Annotated in this window: 6 protein-coding genes; 4 read left to right on the forward strand and 2 right to left on the reverse strand. The window is 72.7% G+C overall.

Going from position 1 to position 19,339, the window contains the following annotated elements; genetic code table 11:
- The first annotated feature begins 20 nt into the window (after positions 1–20).
- On the forward strand, positions 21–992 hold the full coding sequence (locus EV567_RS14620; RefSeq protein WP_130440028.1) for an alpha/beta hydrolase: 972 nt from the start codon (positions 21–23) through the stop codon (positions 990–992).
- A gap of 18 nt (positions 993–1,010) precedes the next feature.
- The gene (locus EV567_RS14625; RefSeq protein ID WP_130440030.1) at positions 1,011–1,730 is read left to right on the forward strand and encodes an alpha/beta fold hydrolase; all 720 of its coding nucleotides are present in this window, start codon (positions 1,011–1,013) and stop codon (positions 1,728–1,730) included.
- 86 nt (positions 1,731–1,816) lie between these two features.
- Here the strand turns inward: EV567_RS14625 and EV567_RS14630 are convergent, their stop codons facing one another.
- Complete coding sequence (locus EV567_RS14630; RefSeq protein ID WP_130440032.1) at positions 1,817–3,940, reverse strand: CHAT domain-containing protein; 2,124 nt, start codon at positions 3,938–3,940, stop codon at positions 1,817–1,819.
- Positions 3,941–4,096: 156 nt separating this feature from the next.
- On the opposite strand from EV567_RS14630, the gene EV567_RS14635 reads away from it, so the two are divergent.
- A complete protein-coding gene (locus tag EV567_RS14635; protein WP_130440034.1) occupies positions 4,097–6,481 on the forward strand; it encodes a CHAT domain-containing protein in 2,385 nt (794 codons plus the stop codon).
- 140 nt (positions 6,482–6,621) lie between these two features.
- A complete protein-coding gene (locus tag EV567_RS14640; protein ID WP_130440036.1) occupies positions 6,622–16,218 on the forward strand; it encodes a hypothetical protein in 9,597 nt (3,198 codons plus the stop codon).
- Between the two features lie 67 nt (positions 16,219–16,285).
- Here EV567_RS14640 and EV567_RS14645 read toward each other — a convergent pair whose 3' ends face one another.
- The gene (locus EV567_RS14645) at positions 16,286–19,249 is read right to left on the reverse strand and encodes an RICIN domain-containing protein (RefSeq protein WP_130440038.1); all 2,964 of its coding nucleotides are present in this window, start codon (positions 19,247–19,249) and stop codon (positions 16,286–16,288) included.
- Between the last annotated feature and the right edge of the window lie 90 nt (positions 19,250–19,339).

The raw sequence follows: 19,339 nt of genomic DNA on the forward strand, positions 1-19,339 counted from the left end.
GATCACAGCAGGAGATGCCCATGTCCGACGTCGTCGAACCGGTCGAGCCGGTTCTGGAGCCCGAGGCCGCGGCGTTCGCTGAGGCGACCGCCAACCCGCCGTACCTTTTCGAACTCCCGCCGGCGGAGGGGCGCAAGGCCGTCGACGAGGTGCAGTCCGGCGGGATCGACAAGCCCCCCGTGGACGAGGAGTGGATCACCGTCCAGGGCGGCCCCACGGGCAGCGTCCGCGCCCGGATCGTCAGGCCCGCCGGCGCCGGCGGCGTCCTGCCGGTGATCCTCTACATCCACGGCGCCGGCTGGGTGTTCGGCAACGCCCACACCCACGACCGCCTGGTCCGCGAACTCGCCGTCGGCGCCGGCGCGGCGGTGGTCTTCCCCGAGTACGACCTCTCGCCCGAGGCCCGCTACCCGGTCGCCATCGAGCAGAACTTCGCCGTCGCACAGTGGATCGTCGACCAGGGGACGACGAAGAACCTCGACGGGACGCGGCTCGCGGTGGCCGGCGACTCCGTCGGCGGCAACATGACCGCCGCCCTCACCCTGATGGCGAAGCAGCGCGGCGGCATCCCGCTGGTGCAGCAGGTGCTGTTCTACCCGGTCACCGACGCCGCCTTCGACACCGGCTCCTACCACCAGTTCGCCGAGGGCTACTTCCTGCGCCGCGACGGCATGCAGTGGTTCTGGGACCAGTACACCACCGACGCCGCCGAACGCGCGCAGATCACCGCCTCCCCCCTGCGCGCCACCCCCGAGCAGCTCCAGGGACTGCCCCCGGCCCTCGTCATCACCGGCGAGGCCGACGTCCTGCGCGACGAGGGCGAGGCCTACGCCAACAAGCTGCGCGCCGCCGGCGTGCCCGTCACCGCCGTCCGCTTCCAGGGCATCATCCACGACTTCGTCATGCTCGACGCCCTGCGCTCGACGTTCGCCGCCGAGGCCGCCATCACCCTGGCCGTCGGCACCCTGCGCACCGCCCTGCACACCGCCTGATTCCGGGAGAAGCCTCACATGAGCACCACCACGCCCACCGTCCTCCTCGTCCACGGTGCGTTCGCCGACGCCGGCAGCTGGTCCGGCGTCATCGCCGAACTCCAGAGCCACGGCATCCCCGTGATCGCCCCGCCCAACCCCCTGCGCGGACTCGCCTCCGACGCCGCCTACATCGCCTCCGTGGCCGCCCAGACCGACGGTCCCGTCGTCCTCGTCGGCCACTCCTACGGCGGCGCCCTCATCACCGTCGCCGGCGCCACCGAGAACGTCGTCGGCCTTGTCTACGTCGCCGCGTACGTCCCCGAGGAGGGCGAGAGCCTCGGCGCGCTGCAGGGCCGCTTCCCGCTCGCCCCGCTGGTCAGCAACCTCAAGGAGTGGACGTATCCGGGTCCCGGCGGCGAGCCGGCCGTCGAGGTCACCATCGCCGAGGCCGCGTTCCCCTCGGTGTTCGCCGCCGACGTGCCCACGGACGTCACCAAGGTGCTCGCCGCCGCCCAGCGCCCGCTGGCCGCCGCCGTGTTCGACGAGACCGCGGCCACGGCCGCCTGGCAGACCAAGCCGTCGTGGGCCCTCGTCGCCGCCGCGGACGAGGCGATCAACCCCGAGGTCCAGCGTTTCGGCGCCAAGCGGGCCGGCGCGACGGTCGTCGAACTGGAGGGCGCCTCGCACGCCGTGGCCGTCTCCCGGCCGAAGCAGGTCGCCGACCTGATCCGCGACGCGGTGCGGGCGACGAGCTGACTCTGATCGCCGGCCGGCCGCGGACCGGCTGACGGCGACACCGGCTGACCGCGCGACCGCCGCGGACGGAGCGAGCGGGCTACCGGTCAGCCGGCGGCCGCCGTCGGCCTGAGGGTGAGGGAACCGGAGCAGTACGCGGTGTACGCGAGCCCCAGCAGGTTGTTCTTCTTCAGCAGGGCGGCGCGCGCCGAGTGCAGCGCCGAACCGACCGACCGGCCGTCCAGAAGGGACTGCCAGAACAGCTCGGCCACCTCGCTCGCCAACGTCTGCGCCACCGAGATCTCGGTGCCGACGACACCGGAGGCGTGCAGGTCGGTGAAGGCGTCGGCGTAGGAATGCCAGGTGGCGGGCCCGCTGTCCACCGTGTGACAGCCGTTGAGGAAGACCAGCGGCGACGCGTCGCGCCAGCTCGCCCAGTGGGTGTCCAGGGCGGCGAGGTCCTGCGGCCCGATCCAGTCGCTCTTGCCGATCTCCAGGACGGAATGACCGGGTGCACGGCCCTTCTCCGGTTCACGACCGTGGCAGTAGAAGTACAGGCAGTCCGGAGCGTCGACCAGCGCGTCGAACAGTGTGTCCCTCGCGGTGTGGTCGGTGAGCCGTCCGCCGAACCGTCGGTGGAGGTCCGTCACATGGCGTTCCGTCTCGTCGAAGTCGAGGGCCGTGCTGAGGGCGACCGTCATGGCGGGATCGCCCTCGCCGCTCCCCGCCACCAGCGCGAGGCGTTGTCCCTCGGAGCGTGACGGCGGCTGCTCGATGATGTGCCGGTAGCCCCAGAAGCCGAACGGGCACAGGGTGTTGAGCTGATGGCCGTCCGCGCCCGGACACTCCCGGGTGCCCAGGGGCAGGTCGGTGTCCAGCCCCTGCTTGCAGTGCACCCAGCGGCTGCCCCGCACGACCGGGATGTCGTAGACGAGGGCCCAGGGGAAGGTCAGGTCCAGGCCCTCCTGACGGCAGATCTGCACCTGTCCCGCGCCGCCCAGGACGTCGCGCAGCGCCTGTCGTTGGGCGCTGCGGGGAGCGATCAGGACGAACAGGTCCCAGCCGATGCCCGCCAGGTTCTTCAAGTCGGTGAGGAAAGCCTCCCCGGACTTGCGGTTGTCCGGGGGCAGCAGGTTCACGCGTTTCCCGTCCTTCACCTCGACGTGGGCCGCCATGAGCGCCGTGCGGGCCTGATCCAGTGCCCCGGCGGTCTGCAGCTCGCCGAGCCGGAAGGTGCTCACCACGCCGCTCGCCCCGTCGACGTCGACCGTGAGCGAGCGGTCGCCCGCCTGCGAGATCCGGATGGCCGCCGTGCGCGGCGGCAGAGCGGCGATGCCCGCGAACCCGGGCGTGAGCGTGAAGTCGATCTCCGCCGAGACGGGTTCGGCGCCTTCGAGTCGCGTCTCGCGGGGCGCGACCGTGGCGGTGAGCGTCGCTGACTGCAGTTGGTGCCCGCGATGAGCGACCAGAAGCCGCAACCGGGCGGGGCCCGACTCCGTTGGGGCGATCACGGGAACGCGCAGGTACGGTCCGCGGTGATCCCGCTCGCAGTCGTGCCCCGGGCCGTCGGGCGAGCACTCGCAGACCCAACTGTCGCCTTCCTTGGGCAGGAAGAGGTGATGGTGAGCGGGGGAGACCGCGAAGTCGTCGCTGCACACGGAGACGGTGAGCCAGTGGCCGTCGGGGCCGAGCAGGTCGTCCGGGAAGGGCTGGCCCGACTCGGAAAGCAGACTCTCGGCCAACGACTCCCCGATGTTCATGACCAGTTCGTAACGCCGGCCGACGCCGAGGCAACGGTCCGCGGGGACGCGGGCCTGGGACAGGGGCCAGGCCAGCCAGAGGTTCAGGAAGCGGTCGGCGGCCGTGTCCTCGGACGGGAGCGCGGCGTCGCCCACGACGTCGAAGCCGTCGAGGTCGTCCAGGGTGGGGCGCGGCGTGCTGGTGACGGGGGAGAGGGGCGGGTCGGCGGGGGTGGCCGAGCGGTGTTCCTGCTGAGGTTCTTCGAGGAAGAGGTCCCAACGCTCCAACAGCCCCGCGTGGCTGAGCAAGAGCCACTTCAACTTGTTCGTGAACGCGTCGGACGACAGGCCCGGATCGTGCAGCAGCGCTTCGAGAGCCTGACGGGCGGCTTCCTCCACGTCCTCGTTGGCCCAGTGGGCGGATGCCCTGAAGGCGCGCAACCGCACCTCGTCCTCGCACCGGGGGTCCCAGGAATACGCGACGGTGGTCATGGAACGGCACTCCCTGGAGCGGTTCGCCGATCGGGCGGCGATGTCCGACGGATGAAGGGATGATGACACGGTCGGGGCGGCAACACCGGTGTCATTCGCCTCTTGCGCCCCGCGACCGCGCTGGTGCACGCGGTCGGGTGTCCGGGAGGTGAAGGCGTGGCGGACCAGGTCGGCGAGTTGACGATCCGACTCGACTGGGACGGGGACTGGAGCGGGGACCTCGCCATGATCACGGCGGTCGTCGTGGACGGCGACACTCCCCGACATGCTCAGGACGCCCCCGCGCCGGTCGCGAAGACCATGCTGGCCTTGTGGCAGTCCCGAAGCCGCACTTCGCTCCGGTATCTGACCGAGGCGCTGTTCCCGCCGAGCACGCGCCCTCATCTCAGGGACGCGGTCAGTCGTCTGCGCTCCAGGCAACCGCTGCGTGTCCGGCTCCGTCTGCCGGCTCCGGCCGAGGGACAGCCCTTCTCCCTGGCCGAGTTGCCCTGGGAGGTCGTCCAGGTGCCGGCGCCCGACGCGGGGCACGGCATCTGGAACGCGTGGGTCGACGGCTCTCAGGAGGCGCCCGCCTCGTCGGGCGAACTCGGCAGCCACGAACGCTTCACCCTGGTAAGGGAGTTCCAGCCTCAGGGGAAACCCCTGACGGACCACACCTACAGGTCGGTCCTGGTTGCCGACGCCACGGGCGTCCACGGAACCGTGCGGACCCCGACCAGGGAGTTCGACTTTTCTGAACCTCGGGACCCCAAGGCGGCCGCAGGGGACATTCGCGCGGTGGAACTCGCTCTGCGAGGTTCGGGGTTGAAGGCCGACACGCTGCCGTCGCCCGCGTCGAAGCAAGCGATCCGCCAACGGCTCCTGGGGGGCGCGGGCGCCTTCTACTTCGGCGGGCACCACATCGAGGACGGATTGATCGTCGCCGACGGGCCTGGATCGTCCAGGGCCGCTCTGCTCGACGGCGACACGTTGAGCGAGTGGCTCGTGGAGTGCAGGGTGCCCCTCGCCGTGCTGCTCGCCTGTGACAGCGGAGGGCAGGACGAAGAGGCGCCGTCCACGTCCCGGCGTCTGCCACTCGCCGAGCGCATGGTGCGCGACGGCGTGCCCCATGTCGTAGCCGTACGGGGAAAGGCGAGTCACCGACAGGCAGCGGAGTTCGCCGGCTCGTTCTTCGCGAGCCTCGCCGCCGAGAAGGACATCGACGTGGCGCTCGGTTCGTCGGCCCACGCCTTCGCCGGGTCCACCGCCCGGCCCGTCCTGTACAGCGGTCGCGGACGGCGGATGTCCGTCGCACTCGACGAGACACCCCGCCCCACACCGCCAGGCTCCACCGACGCCCACCGGGTCGCTCAGGGCTCAGAGGAACCGGCGCTTCCCGACGAACGGTTCCGGGTCTCCCTGGAGACACGCTGGACTCTGTTCACTCCGGCAGAGGGGCAGCCGTGCGCATACGACGTCCTGGCCGATCCTTCGGCAGGGGATCTGGCGGGGCCGGTGAACGAGTGGGAGAAGTTGCTGATCCGCTCGAAGCCCGGGCACATCGATGTGCCCGGCTACGCGCCTCGCCGCTGGTACACGTTCGACCACGACGCGCAGGGCGGACGCCTGCCGAACGGACATGACGAACTGGCCCGCGCCCTGGGGGAGTCGTACCGGCCGCGCCCCAGGGAGCGGCACCCGGACGATCCCCCGCATCGCGGAATCGGCCTCGTCGTGCGGAAGAAGGCCGCCGGAGCGATGGGCCCCGGCTTCGTCCGGGCTGTGCAGGAACTGCCGAAGCTGAACTGGGACCTGCGGATGATCGTGGTCCAGCTCCACGATCCCGACGAGCGCGTCGACACGGTCCGGCGGGCTGCCGACACCGTGGCCCGGGAGCTGAAGCTGCCCGAGTACGTCGTCAAGGCGCACACGCCGGGCGACGAGGGCGCGGGCGGGCACGACGTCAGGGGCGGCCGCGCGGGAGCCGCCCTCCTCGACTCCCTGCGTCTCGCGGCCGCCGACGACGCGGAACTGGACCGCTGGCTGAGCGCGGTCGCGGCGCGTCAAGGCCGGCTGCCCGTGCCCGACGACTTCCGCGGGCTGAAGGTCCCCTCCACCGTCATCGACGCGGTGGCCCTCGCGCTGATCCGCGGCGAAGCCCCCGGCCGGAAGGCCGCGCTCGCCGCATGGGCGAACGAGGGACTGTCCGAACCCGTGCGGTGGGCCATGGACATCGCGGCGGAGGCCACGGACGCGGAAGAGGGCCGCGTGACCGCACAGGACCTGAGCGACGCGGACCGCGCGATCGCGCTCGACCGGGCGGGGCTCCTCCCCGACCGGTTCCGGCAACTCGACCCCGAAGGTCTGCGCTCCGGCAGTTGGGCGCTGCTGGCCCGACGGCAGCCGACCGAGGAGGACGCGGCGTGGCTGTGGGGCATGGTGCCGGCCCGGCGTCGTCTCGCCGGACTGGAACCGGACACCGGGGACTACGACTACCAGCTCGAGGAGGACCTCCACGAGTGCCGGACCGCTTTCCGGCCGGATCTGCCGCACCTTACCTGATACATCGCTTCCCATGGTCAATCCGGAAGAAAGTGATGTTTGGCGGAAGTTCACTCCATATTCTGATCAGGCATCACCAAAAGACATCAGCAGCCGCCTGGTAGTGGACGCGGATCTGCCGGAACGCGAAGGGGACGCGCGTGCTCGACAACTGGTACTTCTGTGCCGCCCTCGGCCTCTCCCCCCAGGACGCCGCCGCCCATCTCGACGTCATCGCCGCCCTCGGGGAGCCGGCCGACGCCGACCACGCCGACGACGTGGTGTGCGCCGCCCTCGACCAACTCGGCCGGGCGGGGACGGCGACAGCGCTGCACGCCTTGCCCCATGTCCTCGCCGCACACCACCGTTTCGCCGACATCAGCAGGGAGGTCGCGGACCACGCCGGCGACCTCTACCGCGACCTCGCCTCCGTGGTCCCGTCCCAGCAGCAGCACGCTACGGCGCACCTGCTTCGCACCGCAGCCGGCGGCACGCCGGCGGAGGCCGCCGAGCTGCTGCCCGCCGTCCTGAAGGAAGCTTCGGGGGAAGCGGACGCCCACAGCAGCTCCGCCCACCCCTACCACGACCTGCTACAACACACGCTGCCGACAATGGCGTTGATCGTCGCCCGGTTCCTGGCCCGGCTCGACCCGCGCCCGGTCCGCGAAACCGTCGAGGAACACGGGACCCTGGTGGACCGGGCGTTGGCCGGCGACCACGGCCGACTGGCCCTGCTCCAGGCGGCGGAGCTGCGAGCGGCACTCGCCCCGGACGAGGCCGACCAGGTCTGGGAGGCGCTGGCACTCACCTCGCAGGGCGCGCTCGACCTGGAACCCGACCTCCTCATGACGGCCGCCCGGGTCATGTTCGCGCCCGACACCGTCCCGCACACCAGGGACTCCCAAGTCCCGCTGGAAACAGACGACTCGGGGGAAGAGACCGGCGTACCGGACGAGATCCTCGACGCGTTGGAGATCGAGGCCTTGGCAGGCACCCGGTTACTGCGCAAGTTGGAGAAGTGGCGGTCGTCGAAGGCGGCCCCGACGCGAGCCGACACTCTGCGGGCGCGGCAAGCCGCCTACGCCCGGCTGGGCGGCACCGGCGCACAGCAGCACTCGGCCATGCCGTCGGTGCTGTGGCAGGCATCGCTGTGGACGCTGTCCGCCGAACTCGCCCCGCGGACGACGGCCCACCGTCTCGCCCGCTGGTGGCAGGCACCGGACACCCCGCCCACGAAGCCGAAGCAGATCCAGAACCAGCAGCCGTGCCGGATCTCGGTCCCCTACGACGACTACGCCCTGGTACAGAAACACGTGGGCGGACTGCACCGGCTGCGCGCCCCGCACCAGAAGCCGCCGAGCCTCCTGCTCACCGACGGCCCCGCCGCCGAGACCACGGCACGCGACGCCGCGTCGGTCTGGTCGCCCTGGATCATCCCGCCGCCCTGGACGCCCCGCGCGCCCCAGGGCGCCCAAGCGGACCCCGACTCCGTCCCCGGCGAAGAGGAACGCAGGCGGAGGGAGGAAGAGGAGAACGCCCGGCTCCGGCTCGGCGGCGCCGAACCCGAGCAGCTCGTGCGACTGCTCGCCGCCGGAATGCTGACGGCCCGGCTCCTGACCGTCACGGCCGGCCCCGGCCCGCTTCCCGACCACCTGTTGCTGCTCGTCGTCCACATCCGGGACATCATGAGCCGCCGCAACGCGCTGCTCGCCCTCGCCCAGTCCGACGCCCGCCGCTACGGCGAGCTCACCGGTCACCTCGCCCCGCTGCTCCTGCACGTCAGAAGCCAGGTCGACCGCATCGGCAAGGGACAGCGCCCGATGGTCCCGCCGGACGAGATCGTGCGCGTCATCACCGGCCTCTACACGGCGGAGCCGGACGTCCCCGGGGCGCGGGCGCTCGAACGGCTGCTGGTGCGCAACGGACAGGCACTCAACGCGGCGCTGCTGTGGGTGCTGGAAACCTCCTCCGGCGGAGTCGGCCCGCACCGGACGGAGGCCGGCGGACGATGGTTCAGCGGTGACGAGCCGCCCGCCGGCGCCCTGCTGTCCCTGGCCCTCGAAATGCAGGACCACCCCTTCACCCGCACGGCCATCGACGCGGCGCTGCTGCGCCGGGAGATCTACGGCGAAGAACGCGACGGCCTGTTGCGCTGGGACTGGGAGGAGACGGGCCCGCGCTTCCTGGTCCCGCCTCCCGGGGACTCGTACACCCTGCTTCCCCGGGCGCTCGTGCTCAGCGGCCCCGCCGACGAGGGACGCTCCTTCTTCTCGGTGGACGAGTGGGTGCGCATGGACAAGGGGCTGTGGGACCTCGTCGCCGCCACCGACACCTACGGGGTCACGCCCATCACCCTCAGCACCCAGCGGCTCGCGGCGCTGCTCCAGCAGCCCGACCTCGGCGATCGCCGAGAACACGAGGAGTGGGTGACGGCCTGGACCGACCTGGTCGGCTCCCTCAACAGCGCCGCCCATCTGCCGCGCCCCGTACGCGGCCGGATGCTGGAGATGTTCCGGTCCCCGGTCGACGGCGAGGGCTCCCAGCAGCGACTGCTGCGCGTGCTCGAACACGTGGTCAGGGCCATCGTCGACATCAGCGGCCGGGCGCAGTTCTTCTACGAACGCCTCTTCGAGGAACTCGCCGACACGCGCCTGCCCCTGGAGAGCGCCAACCGGTTGCGCCTGCTGACGATCCGGTCGCTGTACCGCAAGTGGGGGCACGGGCCGCTGGCCGCCGAGCGCGGCGACCCCTTCGGCGTGTACGGCAGCCGGGTGACCGCGCGGGGCACCGAACTCGCGCTCGCCCAGTTCCTGCGCGACACGGCCGACCAGCGGCTACGGACGACGGGCAGGCCCCTCGCCGAGATCATGAACCAGCTCTGGCGGCAGAGCCACCAGCCCGCGCCCCTCCCGCCGCACCGTCAGGACGCGGACGCGCTCACCGACGACCCCAGGCTGGTGGTGGCCGCCACCGTCGACCGGCGCACCGGGCAGGCCGTGGTTTACCGGCAGCACGCCCGCCTGGACGTGGCGGACGACGGTCGCAGACGGCGGCCGGTCCACGACCTCTTCGCCACCGGCACCGATGCCGACCTGCCGATGGGGGGCGCGTTCGTGGTCGGCACCGTGTTCGCCGTCCGCGAAGAGGACACCCAGCGGGTGCTGTGGATCAACTGCGGCCTCGCCAGACCCGTGACCGTCGAGCTCGGCCGCTCCGCCCAGGACCGGTCCTGGCGTATCGGTCAGACCCTGGCCGTGTACCTCCACCCCGGTGCGACCAAGGAGAAGCAGGTCGCCCCGCTCGCGGCTCCGCAGCCGGAGGACGGAGAGGTGCGCGCCGCCCGGATCGCGCCCGCCCAGGAGTACCCCTGGCTGACGTTGGACGTCACCGGCGCAGCCAACCACCGCTATCCCAAGGAGGACGCGGGCCGGGACACCGCGGCCCGACGGCTCTGGGACCCCGACCTGTCCCGGGCCTTCGCCGACGACGGCGGGGGATGCGTGGCGCACACGACGCTGGCCGTGTGGGACGCCCGGCTGGAGCACTGGCTGCCGTTGGACGCCGGCCTGCCTGAATTGGCCGTGGAGGCCGCGGCGACGGACGAACCCGGGCGGGCCAGGGTCCGTCTGGTCTTCTGCGGTCACGCCACCGACCGCACCGGGTTCGGACCCGCGCACCGCTTCGTCACCCTTCCGGGCCGGTGCTTCGTGCTCGGCCCGACAGCCTGGGAGCCGTCGGACTGGGAGACCCTCGAAGAGGCGTGTCTGCGCGACCCCGCCGGACTGATCGTCCACGCCGAGTTCCGGCCGGGCGAGAGCCGCCTGAGGTTGGCGGCGGCCCCCGACGGCGGCCCTGCCTTCGACGACCGCAACCTGCGCTGGCTCGCGGTCCTCGGGACCGACGCGGACACCGGCACCGGCACGGACACCGACGACGAGCCGGCCGGCGACGCCGAACCCCGGCTCGCGCACCGCGAGGGCGACGTCTGGCAGATCGAGGTACCCGCCGTGGACGGATTCCCCCGGCAGGTGAAAGCCCGCCCGCCCAAGGGGTTCGTCTCACCACGGCACCGCAAGTCGCTGCTGTGCAGCATCCAGTCCTGGAGGGAACCCGAGGCCCGCGAGGCGGTGGCGCTGGTTGAGCCGTTCCAGGAGGACGGCATCGCCTACGATCCGGACGTCCAGCGGTACAGGGAACTGGCCCGGCTGCCGCTCGGAACCACGGTGAAACTCGTGGGGACCGACACCAAGGACTTCCAGAGCGAGAACCGGGTCTGGCTGGCCTCCGGGCTGGTCGGCTTCGCCGCCACCGACTCGCTGACGCTGACCGGCCGGTTCCCCAAGTGCACGAAGACCACCAGGCGCCAGGCCATCGTGCTCGAAGACCCGCAGCCCAGACCGCTGTGGCGCCCCAAACAGGCCCCGGCCCCTCTCCCACCGCACGAACTGGCCGCGAACTGCACGGACTTGGACGACCCGACGATCCTCGACCGCGGTGACCTGGCCGGCATGGTCGCCGTCCGGATCCGGGACGACAGCGGCCGGCTCTCGCACCTGCGCGTCTGGCTGAACCTGGACACACGGGTCGTCGTGGCGCTCGTCCCCGTCGAATGCTTCGACCACGACATGCCCTCCGTCGGCGACCACCTGGCGGGACAGCGCACCGTCCGAGGCTGGACCTTCCACGTGCATCCCCGGCGGCTCAAGCTGCGCGCGCTGTGGGAGCTGACGGACGGCCGGCGAAAGCTCCACGAGTGGTCACCGGTGGGCCGGTACCAGGACGAGCAGGGTCTCCACCAGCTCTACCAGCACTCGGACAGCGCCCTGCTCTCCGAAGGGCCCCCGTCCGAGCACCGTACCGCCGCCAGAGCCCAGGCCAAGGCCGGTCGGCGCCGGCAGACGCAGCGGCAGGACGGTGTCCCCGCGGTGGTGCAGCAAGACGGCCACCACCTGGTGGGCCAGGCCTCCGGCGTCGATCTGACGGACGACTTCCAGCCGGTGCGTGTGGAGCGGACCTGGCTGGAGGCGTACGGGCATGGTGACGCCGCGTCCCAGGCGCCGGCCGGCCACCTGGACGTCCGCAGGATGTTCCTCCTCTCGCCCGCCGCCCGGTCGCGGTCCGCCGCGCCGAAGCCCGCGCCCCGGCGCGTCCTGGACCCGGCCTCCGAGTGGAACCTCTTCATGGCGGGACCGGCGCCCACGGTCACCGGCTCCCTCGCCCGGAACCGTGTCGAACCGAGCGCCCCCGCCCCCCGCCTGGCCCCTGACGACGACGGCCGCCACCAGCCCTGGCTGGCGCTGTGCGACGAGCCGCGCACGCTGGTCGCGGGGCGGGCCGTCGAGGACTACCTCACCGACCCTGTCCGCGCCGTGCCCGTGGCACACGGCCGCGGAGCCCGGGCGTCCTTCCTGCGCGTACCGCCGGTGTCCCTCGCGGAGTTCATGAAGGAGGTCATGCCGCGAGCGCGGGTCGACGGACGACGTCACGAGATCAAGGACCAGCACGGCAGGAAACGCCGCCCCTACTACGTGGGAGCCACCGCCGTCGGCCAGGACACCGTGCACCGGTTCGAGTTCGGGTACGGCTGGTTCCTCGACATCCCCGGGGGCGGGCTCACCGTCGGCGGGGAACCCGTCGACCCCACCGGCATCACCCTCTTCCACGGCGACCGCGTCGACGCCATGTCCTTCCACCCCGGTGACGACCCCGCCACGGCCGGAGCCGTCACCGTGGACATCGCCCCCGGGGACATCGACAAGGGCGACGAGCACCACCTCTATCTGGAAGGCACCGACAAGCGCAGGCCCGTCGTCCATCTGCTGGACGTGGAGATCGACCACGCCAGGAGCCGGGTCCTGGTCCTGCGCGCCCACACGGCGAACCCGAAGCGCGCCCGGCGCGGCGAGGACGCCGAGGTGAGACCCGTGAAGATCAGCGCCTTCCTCGACGAAGACAGCGTGCGCAAACTGATCGCCCTGTTCGGCCCCGACGCCGCCCGCGAGCAGCGCGTCCTGGCCAGGGTCCGCCCCGAGCGGGCCGGGGAGTCCGGGCCGCGGCTCGGCTTCGTCCTCGTCCCCCCGCGTGCCGCGCCCGAGGGCGGCGACGAGCCCGGACTGCGCGCCGGCGACAGCCTCTACCTGGTCGCCGGCCTGATCGTGCAGACGGCCAACGACCGTCTGCTGCCCTTCACCCTTCCCGAACTCACCGCCGTCGACGGCGATCCGCTGCAGGTGACGGTGAGCCGGCGGCACTTCTCGTACCGGGAGAGCGCCCTGCGGCTCGCCGCGGAGAAGCAGTACGAGCACGCGAAGATGCTGGTCCGCCTCACCGATCGCGGGCCCGGCGGCGACAACCACTGGTACGGCGCGACCAAACAGGCGCCCGAACGCCGCCTCGACGTTCTGCGCAGCCATCTCGTGAGCCGCGGCGGTGACTGCTTCGCCGTGGTCACCGACACCGGCAAACAGGTGGAGATCCGTCCCGGCGTGCTCTTCCCGGTGGCCGGCATGCACACCCCGTACCGGCTCGCCCCCCGCTCCGTGGTGCGCCTGCGGCTCCACGGGACCGACGGGGTGACCGCGCGTCAGGCGATCGCCTCGGAGATCAGCTATCTCGACGAACGGCCGCGTCCCGCCGTGGTGTTCCCCAAGGACGACTTCCGGACCGAGCAGGACTACCTGAAGGCGGGGACGCGTCGCGGCGGCTTCACCGTCGCCGGGCTGCCCGGCATCAGCGCCACCGCACCGGGGGACCTGGCGAAGGTCCTGCTGTGCGGCGACCATCCCAAGATCGCCGGAGTGGTCCGCGAGGGGCCGGACGGCGGCCGTCCCGAGGTACGGCTGGTGCCGCTCGGGCAGGGGCAGGGCGGTGTGGTCTCCTGCAGGAAGGGGCAGGCCGTACGGGGCGCTCGGGTGCTCTGGAAGGGCGCAGCCGGCACCGAACCGGCCGCCTCCGACACGGTCGTGCAGTGGGCCCAGCTGTCGTTCATGGACGTCACCGCGGAGGAGATCGCCGCCGCCTGCCACGACCGGGGCTGGCTCTACCACGACACCCGGACCAGGACCTGGCTGCCGGCCCGGAAGAAGTACGACCGCCCCTGGCTCAGGCAGCCCGCCCGCTCCGTGGAGGAACCGGTCTTCTTCTCCCGCACCGCCGCCGGGTGGACGCTGCGGCACCGGAAGAACACCCTGCGCCAGTTCGGCTTCCCCGCGGCGGAACTCCTGGAAGGCACCCACCAGGACAGCGCCTCGCGGACCCGGGGGAGCTGGGTCGTCGCCGCCGGCGGCCGGGACAGCCTCTGGCTGGAGCTGGCCCCGGGGCGGATCGCCGAAGTGTCCGCCGAACTCCTCCAGTTCACCGACGGGCGCTCCCTCGCCGACCTCGACTGCTCCCTGTTCAGCCCGGGCGACCTGGTACAGGGACGGGTGGAGGGCGGGGTGAACGAGTGCGGTCACCTCGTCCTCACCCGGTGGCGGCCGGGCCCGCGCGGCGCCTTCGCGGCGTCCGCCGCCCGCCGGATGCTCCTCCCGGTCGACAAGACCGACGAGGTCAAGGGCGCCCTGCACCTGGGCGAGGGCCCCATGACCGTCCGCCATCCCGCGGCCCAGGACGTCCTGGACGCCCACCCGGCCGGGGGCGCCGTGTGGCTCGACGACGCCAACACGCTGACCCCGCTGGACAAGTCGCCCGTGCGCGAGGGCGACGTCGTGTTCGTCGCCGCGTCGGACGTGCCCGGTGAGCTGCGCGTCCTCGGACTGCCCACCGCGCTGGTGAGGCTGGCGCCGGAATCGGCGCAGGGCGCCTGGCCACCCCGCACACAGTGGCTGCGCGACGCGCTGGCGGCGGTCGCCGCCGGGACGGGCCGGCTGCTCGCGAAACTCGGCAGTGTGCCCATGACCGTCGAACGCGTCGAAACCGGGGCCGAGCCCGTGCTCACCGTGTCCCGGCGGGCACAGCCGCGCGGCACCTGGCCCAAGGGCTCCGTGCTGGCCGAGCCGGTCGCCGACCTGGGCAAGGGCGACCTGGCGGTGCGGTCGGGCTCCGCCCTGATCCAGGTCCCCGTCCGCACGCTCCTGCGGGGCCTGCCCGGCGGGGCGGCCGCCGCGTCGGCCGCCGCCGCGGCGCTCGTCGCCCGGGGCGGACTGCTCCGCCTGCACTGGGACCCGAAGACGGCCACGCTCACCTGCGGCCCCGAGGCCGGGCCGCAGGACCGGGACGGGCGAGAGACCGGCGTGGTCCCGCTGGCCGCAGTGGACACCCCGCAGGACGGCTGCCTCGGTCTCGTCTGCCGGGACGAACAGACCCAGCAGCTGTGCTGGCTGCCGGCCGGCGAGGCCGCCTGGACCCGTCGCATCCCCGGTGAGGTCCTCCTCGCCCACCTGCGCGCCGTGAAGCACCTGCCCGCCCTGCGCGGCGCACCGGGAACGGTGACCCTGTGCGGGCACCCGCCGGTCGCCCGCGAGTACGACCGGCTGGAGCCCGGGCAACTGCGCCACGTCCGCGTCGTCCTGTCGGAGACCGCCGCGCCGGTCACGGACGCCGGCGACGACGAGAACGCTGCCGCGGCCGACGCGTCGCAGGCCGCCGACCGCTGCCTGGTCTCGGTCGAGCCGCTCGGCATGCTCGCCGAGTACACGCCCGCCGACGGCAACGCACTCCCGGCGCCCGGCGAGACGTTCATGGCCGAGGTGTCACGCCTGGAACGCGGCCCCGGCCGCACCGCCCTCCGCCTCGTCGAACAGGGCAGCAGGCTGACGGTGGTCGATCTGCCCGCGTGGATGTCCAGCTCGATGGGCGAGTTGTACGTCCCCCATCAGCTCGCGAAGGCGGAAGCGCAGCCGAACCTCATCCCGCCGAGGTTCGCCGAGTACGGGGCGGCGATGGACGAGGGCCGGCAGGGCACGGCGCTCACCGACCCAGCGCCCTCCCCGGCGTACCTCCTGCTGCGCGCCATGGGCGCGACGGAGACCCTCCACGACGGTCATGACGGCCACGCGGGCGAGGCGGCGCGTACCGCCGACGTGCGCGAGCAGGCCGTCCGCGCCGTCCTCGACTGGCTGCGCTCGCCGGAGGGAAGGGCCTTCGTCCTGCAACGCGACGCCCCCGTCGACCTCGCCCCCGCCCTCGCCGCGTGCTCCCTGGGCACCCGGATTCCGCAGCAGGCCTTCGGCCTGAGCTGGGGATGGCAGGCCTACCTCCTCAGCCGGCTCGGCGACCGCGCCGTCAGCTCGCTGCACGTGGAGGCGCTCGTCACCGAGTGGCTGACCCGCCCGGAGCGGCACCGCGCGACGGGCGGGGACTGGCGCAGGCTCCGCTCGGTGGAGATCCGGCCGAAGCTGACGCAGAACCAGCTGGGCAGTCTCGTCGACTACGGTCTGGCGGTCTGGGACGGCGGGCCCGCCGGACAGCAGGGGGAGCGGGAGGCCGCGCCGGTCGCCCGCGCCCTGCTGGCCGCCGTGGGACGACTGCCCTCGGCGGACCGGATCGTCCTCGACACCCGCCAGCGGCCGGTCGACTCCCCCCTCCTGCGCGCCCTCGCCGACCTCGGCGCCGGGCTGCGGCCCGCGCGGGGCCGCGCCGTCCCCCGCTGGAACCTCCAGAAGGAGCAGTACGACACCCTGCGCGCCGTCACCGCCAAGGTCCTCCGCGACGACATCCCCCTGACCCTGCTCCCCGCGTACGCCCCCCTCACCCCCGCCGCGCGGAAGTTCGGTCACGAGCTGCTCAGGGACGCCGGCCGGCGTCTTCAGGGCGGCTGAACCGCCCCGTGGGCCCGCCGCCTCGCCGGGCCCACGGTCACCCGCCCCCGGCGCCGGGCGGGCCACGTCACCGGGTGAGGGGCGCCTTGGCGTACACCTCGATCTCGCTCAGGGTGATGTATCCGCCCGGGCGGGCGGTCATGACCACGCGGACGGCCGTCGCGGGAGCGGCCGTCACCGGTACGGAGACGACCGGTGCGCCCTCGGTGCCGACGGGGACGGCGTCGCTCGCGTCGCTCCAGACGCCGTCGGCCGGCCGCACCTGCACCTTGAGGCTCTCCGGGAAGGACGCGTTGGTCCCGTCCCGGTGGAAGCGGGCGACGATCCGGGTGAGGTCGCGGGCCTTCGGCAGGGTGAAGGTGATCGTGTCGGAGGGGTTCTTGGCGGTCCCCGGCTTCCAGTTGGACCAGGCCTTCTCGGTGAGGTCGCCGTTGCGCAGCCGCTCCGCCGAGTACCCGCTCTCGGTGAACGTGGCGTCGACCGAGACGCCGTCGTCCGGGGCCACGTTGGTCTCCACCGCCTCCGTGACCCGCACCTGGACGCTCGCGTCGACCGTGCTCCCGTCGACGACCCGTGCGACGCCGTGCAGGGTCACGACGCCGACCGTGTCGAACGCGCCCTCGGGCGCCGGGTCCCAGGTCACCGGCAGGACGGCCCGGCCGCCCTGCGAGCCGACGCCGACGACGGTCGTGGGCAGCTCCGGCCGTCCGCCCGCGTAGGTCGTGGCGCCGCCGGGGAGCGTCGAGACGATCCGGTCCACGGTGACGACCGCCGTCGCGGCGATCTCACGCCCGAGCGCGTCGGTCGCCCGGCCCTTGACGCGTACGCTGCCGGGTTTGCGCCAGGCCCGGTCCGCCGGGAGACGCCACACCACGGGGAGGGAGCCCCGGGCGCCGTCCGGGAACACCGGCGTGACCGTGGACGGCAGCCCGGGCCGCAGCCCCGGCACGGTGAACGCCTCGGCGGTCTCGGTGCTCCGCACCGTCTCGTCGGTCACCGTCCAGCGCTGGTTCGCCGCCGAAGTCGGCGTGTACACCGACACTTCGGCGCCGTCGGCCGTGGACTGGCCGCTGACGTCGAGCAGTCGGCCGGTCGCGGCGTTCACGAACGTCCAACTGCCGTCGCCGGTGGTCGACATGATCCACTGCGCCGCGTCGTCGGCTGCTCCGGCCGCGTCCTCCAGGACGGCCCGGCCGTCCCGCACGGCGAGCCTGCGGCCCGTGCTCGCGCCGGTGAGGGAGTACCGCGCCCGGTGGTCGGTTCCGGCCGACGGGATCACGTTCCACAGCTGTTCGGCGCGGGCCGGGTCGGCCGTGCGGACGGCGACGCCGCTGCCGTCGGCGGCCGGTGCGAGCGACTTGCCGCTCTGCGCTCCGGTGAGCCGATAGACGTGTCCGGGCTGGACGAGCGCGGCGTCCTTCGCCACGCCGCTGACGCCGTCGACGAGGAAGGTGGTGACCGACTTGGCGGGGACGGTGAGCGTGGCCGAGCCGCCGGCGACCGTGACCGGGGCGCCCCGCACGAGGGCGCCGTCGGCGCTCGTCACCACGGGTGTGACGGTGGCCTGCGCGGAGATCTTCCGGAAGCGGGAGAGGTCGAGGGTGACCGAGCGTGCCGTCGTGCCGCTGTTGACGTGCACCACGCTCGCCGCGTCGCCCGAGGCGCGCACCGCGGCGACGGTGTCGGTGTCGTCGACCTTCACGAACCGGTCGCCGGGGCGGATGTAGTGGGTGAAGTTGCGGATCGTGTGGAACTTGGAGTTGGTGCGGATCGGGCAGGTCTGCGGGGTGTCCCTGGAGGTGCAGTTGAAGGGGACGTGGATGCTGCCCCAGTTCTTGCCGGCCGCGGCCTGCGGCAGGGCGTCCTCGATCGGCTGCCAGAACACCCAGGCGGACGGCTCCAGTTCGCGCATGTCGCCGACCATGCGGGTGGCGATCCCGAGGCCGGGTTCCATGCCGGTGAAGTCGGTTCCGGCGCCCCAGGTGCCCTCGACCTCGCTCATCCACAGTTTCTTTCCGGCGCCCTTGGCGATGTCGCGGGCGCTGGTGCGCATGCCGGTGCCGTAGGTGTGCACGTTGAGCTGGTCGACGGCGGCGCGCGCGGGGGCGGCGTAGGCGTTCCAGTTCTGGGTGAAGATGCCCGGGTTGGTCTCGTCCATCGCCGAGACCTTCGCGCCGGTGGTGGTGTGCTTCAGCGCCTCGTCCAGGGCGAGGATCACCTTCTGCTGGAGCGCCGGACCGGCGTGCGCGCCCTCCTGGCGTCCGCCGGTCGGCTGGCCGTCGACGCCCAACTGGGTTCCCCAATAGGTGGTGTTGGGTTCGTTGAGCGGGTCGATGGTGTCGAAGGAGATGCCGTGCTCGCGCTCCAGGCGCTCGGTGACGCGCACCAGGTAGGAGGCGAACTCGTCGACGCGGTCCGGGCGGATCTGGTCCGCGCCGGAGTCGAAGCCCCCGGAGACGTAGCCGCTGACGGTCTGGAACCACGGCGGCGAGTTGCTGAACGCCTCCCAGCGGGTCACCTTGTCCTTGACCTGGTCCACCCACCAGCGCTGGCCGGCGTCGGCGTTCCAGTTCCAATGGCCGGGGTCGTCGGGGTTCCACCAGTCCATGTCCTGCCGGGTGGTTCCCGCGGGGGCCTTCCAGAAGCCCTCCATGGTCGCGCCGGCCTTCATGTAGTCCGTGCGGACGTCGGGCGCGTTGCCGCCGCCGATGTTGTACCGCGCGATGTTCAGCCGCAGCCCGTCCTCGCCGAACAGCAGGTCGACGAGTCTGTTGCGCAGGGCGTCCGGGTAGCCGCCGGTGGCGTTGGCGAACCACACCAGGCTCGTCCCCCACCCCTCGAACTTCTGCTGGCGGTACGACGGGTCGACGCGCACGGTGACCGCGTTCAGCGGTGACGGGGCCCACGCCGCCGATGCCGCCGGCGAGGGCGACGGGTCCCCGTACGCCGTCGGCGCGGCGACCAGGCCCGCGCCGAGCACGAGAGGAACCGTGGCCGCCAAGCCCCGGACGATGAGCTGCCGTTGGGTCACGACACTCCCTTTCACCACACGAGGGCGAACAGAACCGATCAGAAGGAACCGCGCTCAGGGCATGCTTGACGACAGAAATGAACACGTCAA

The sequence above is a fragment of the Streptomyces sp. BK239 genome, assembly GCF_004217285.1.
In the GTDB taxonomy this organism is placed as follows: domain Bacteria; phylum Actinomycetota; class Actinomycetes; order Streptomycetales; family Streptomycetaceae; genus Streptomyces.

Coding starts and splice junctions, on each gene's coding strand:
- EV567_RS14620 (WP_130440028.1), top strand. CDS start 21: ATGTCCGACGTCGTCGAACCGGTCGAGCCGGTTCTGGAGCCCGAGGCC.
- EV567_RS14625 (WP_130440030.1), top strand. CDS start 1,011: ATGAGCACCACCACGCCCACCGTCCTCCTCGTCCACGGTGCGTTCGCC.
- EV567_RS14630 (WP_130440032.1), bottom strand. CDS start 3,940: ATGACCACCGTCGCGTATTCCTGGGACCCCCGGTGCGAGGACGAGGTG.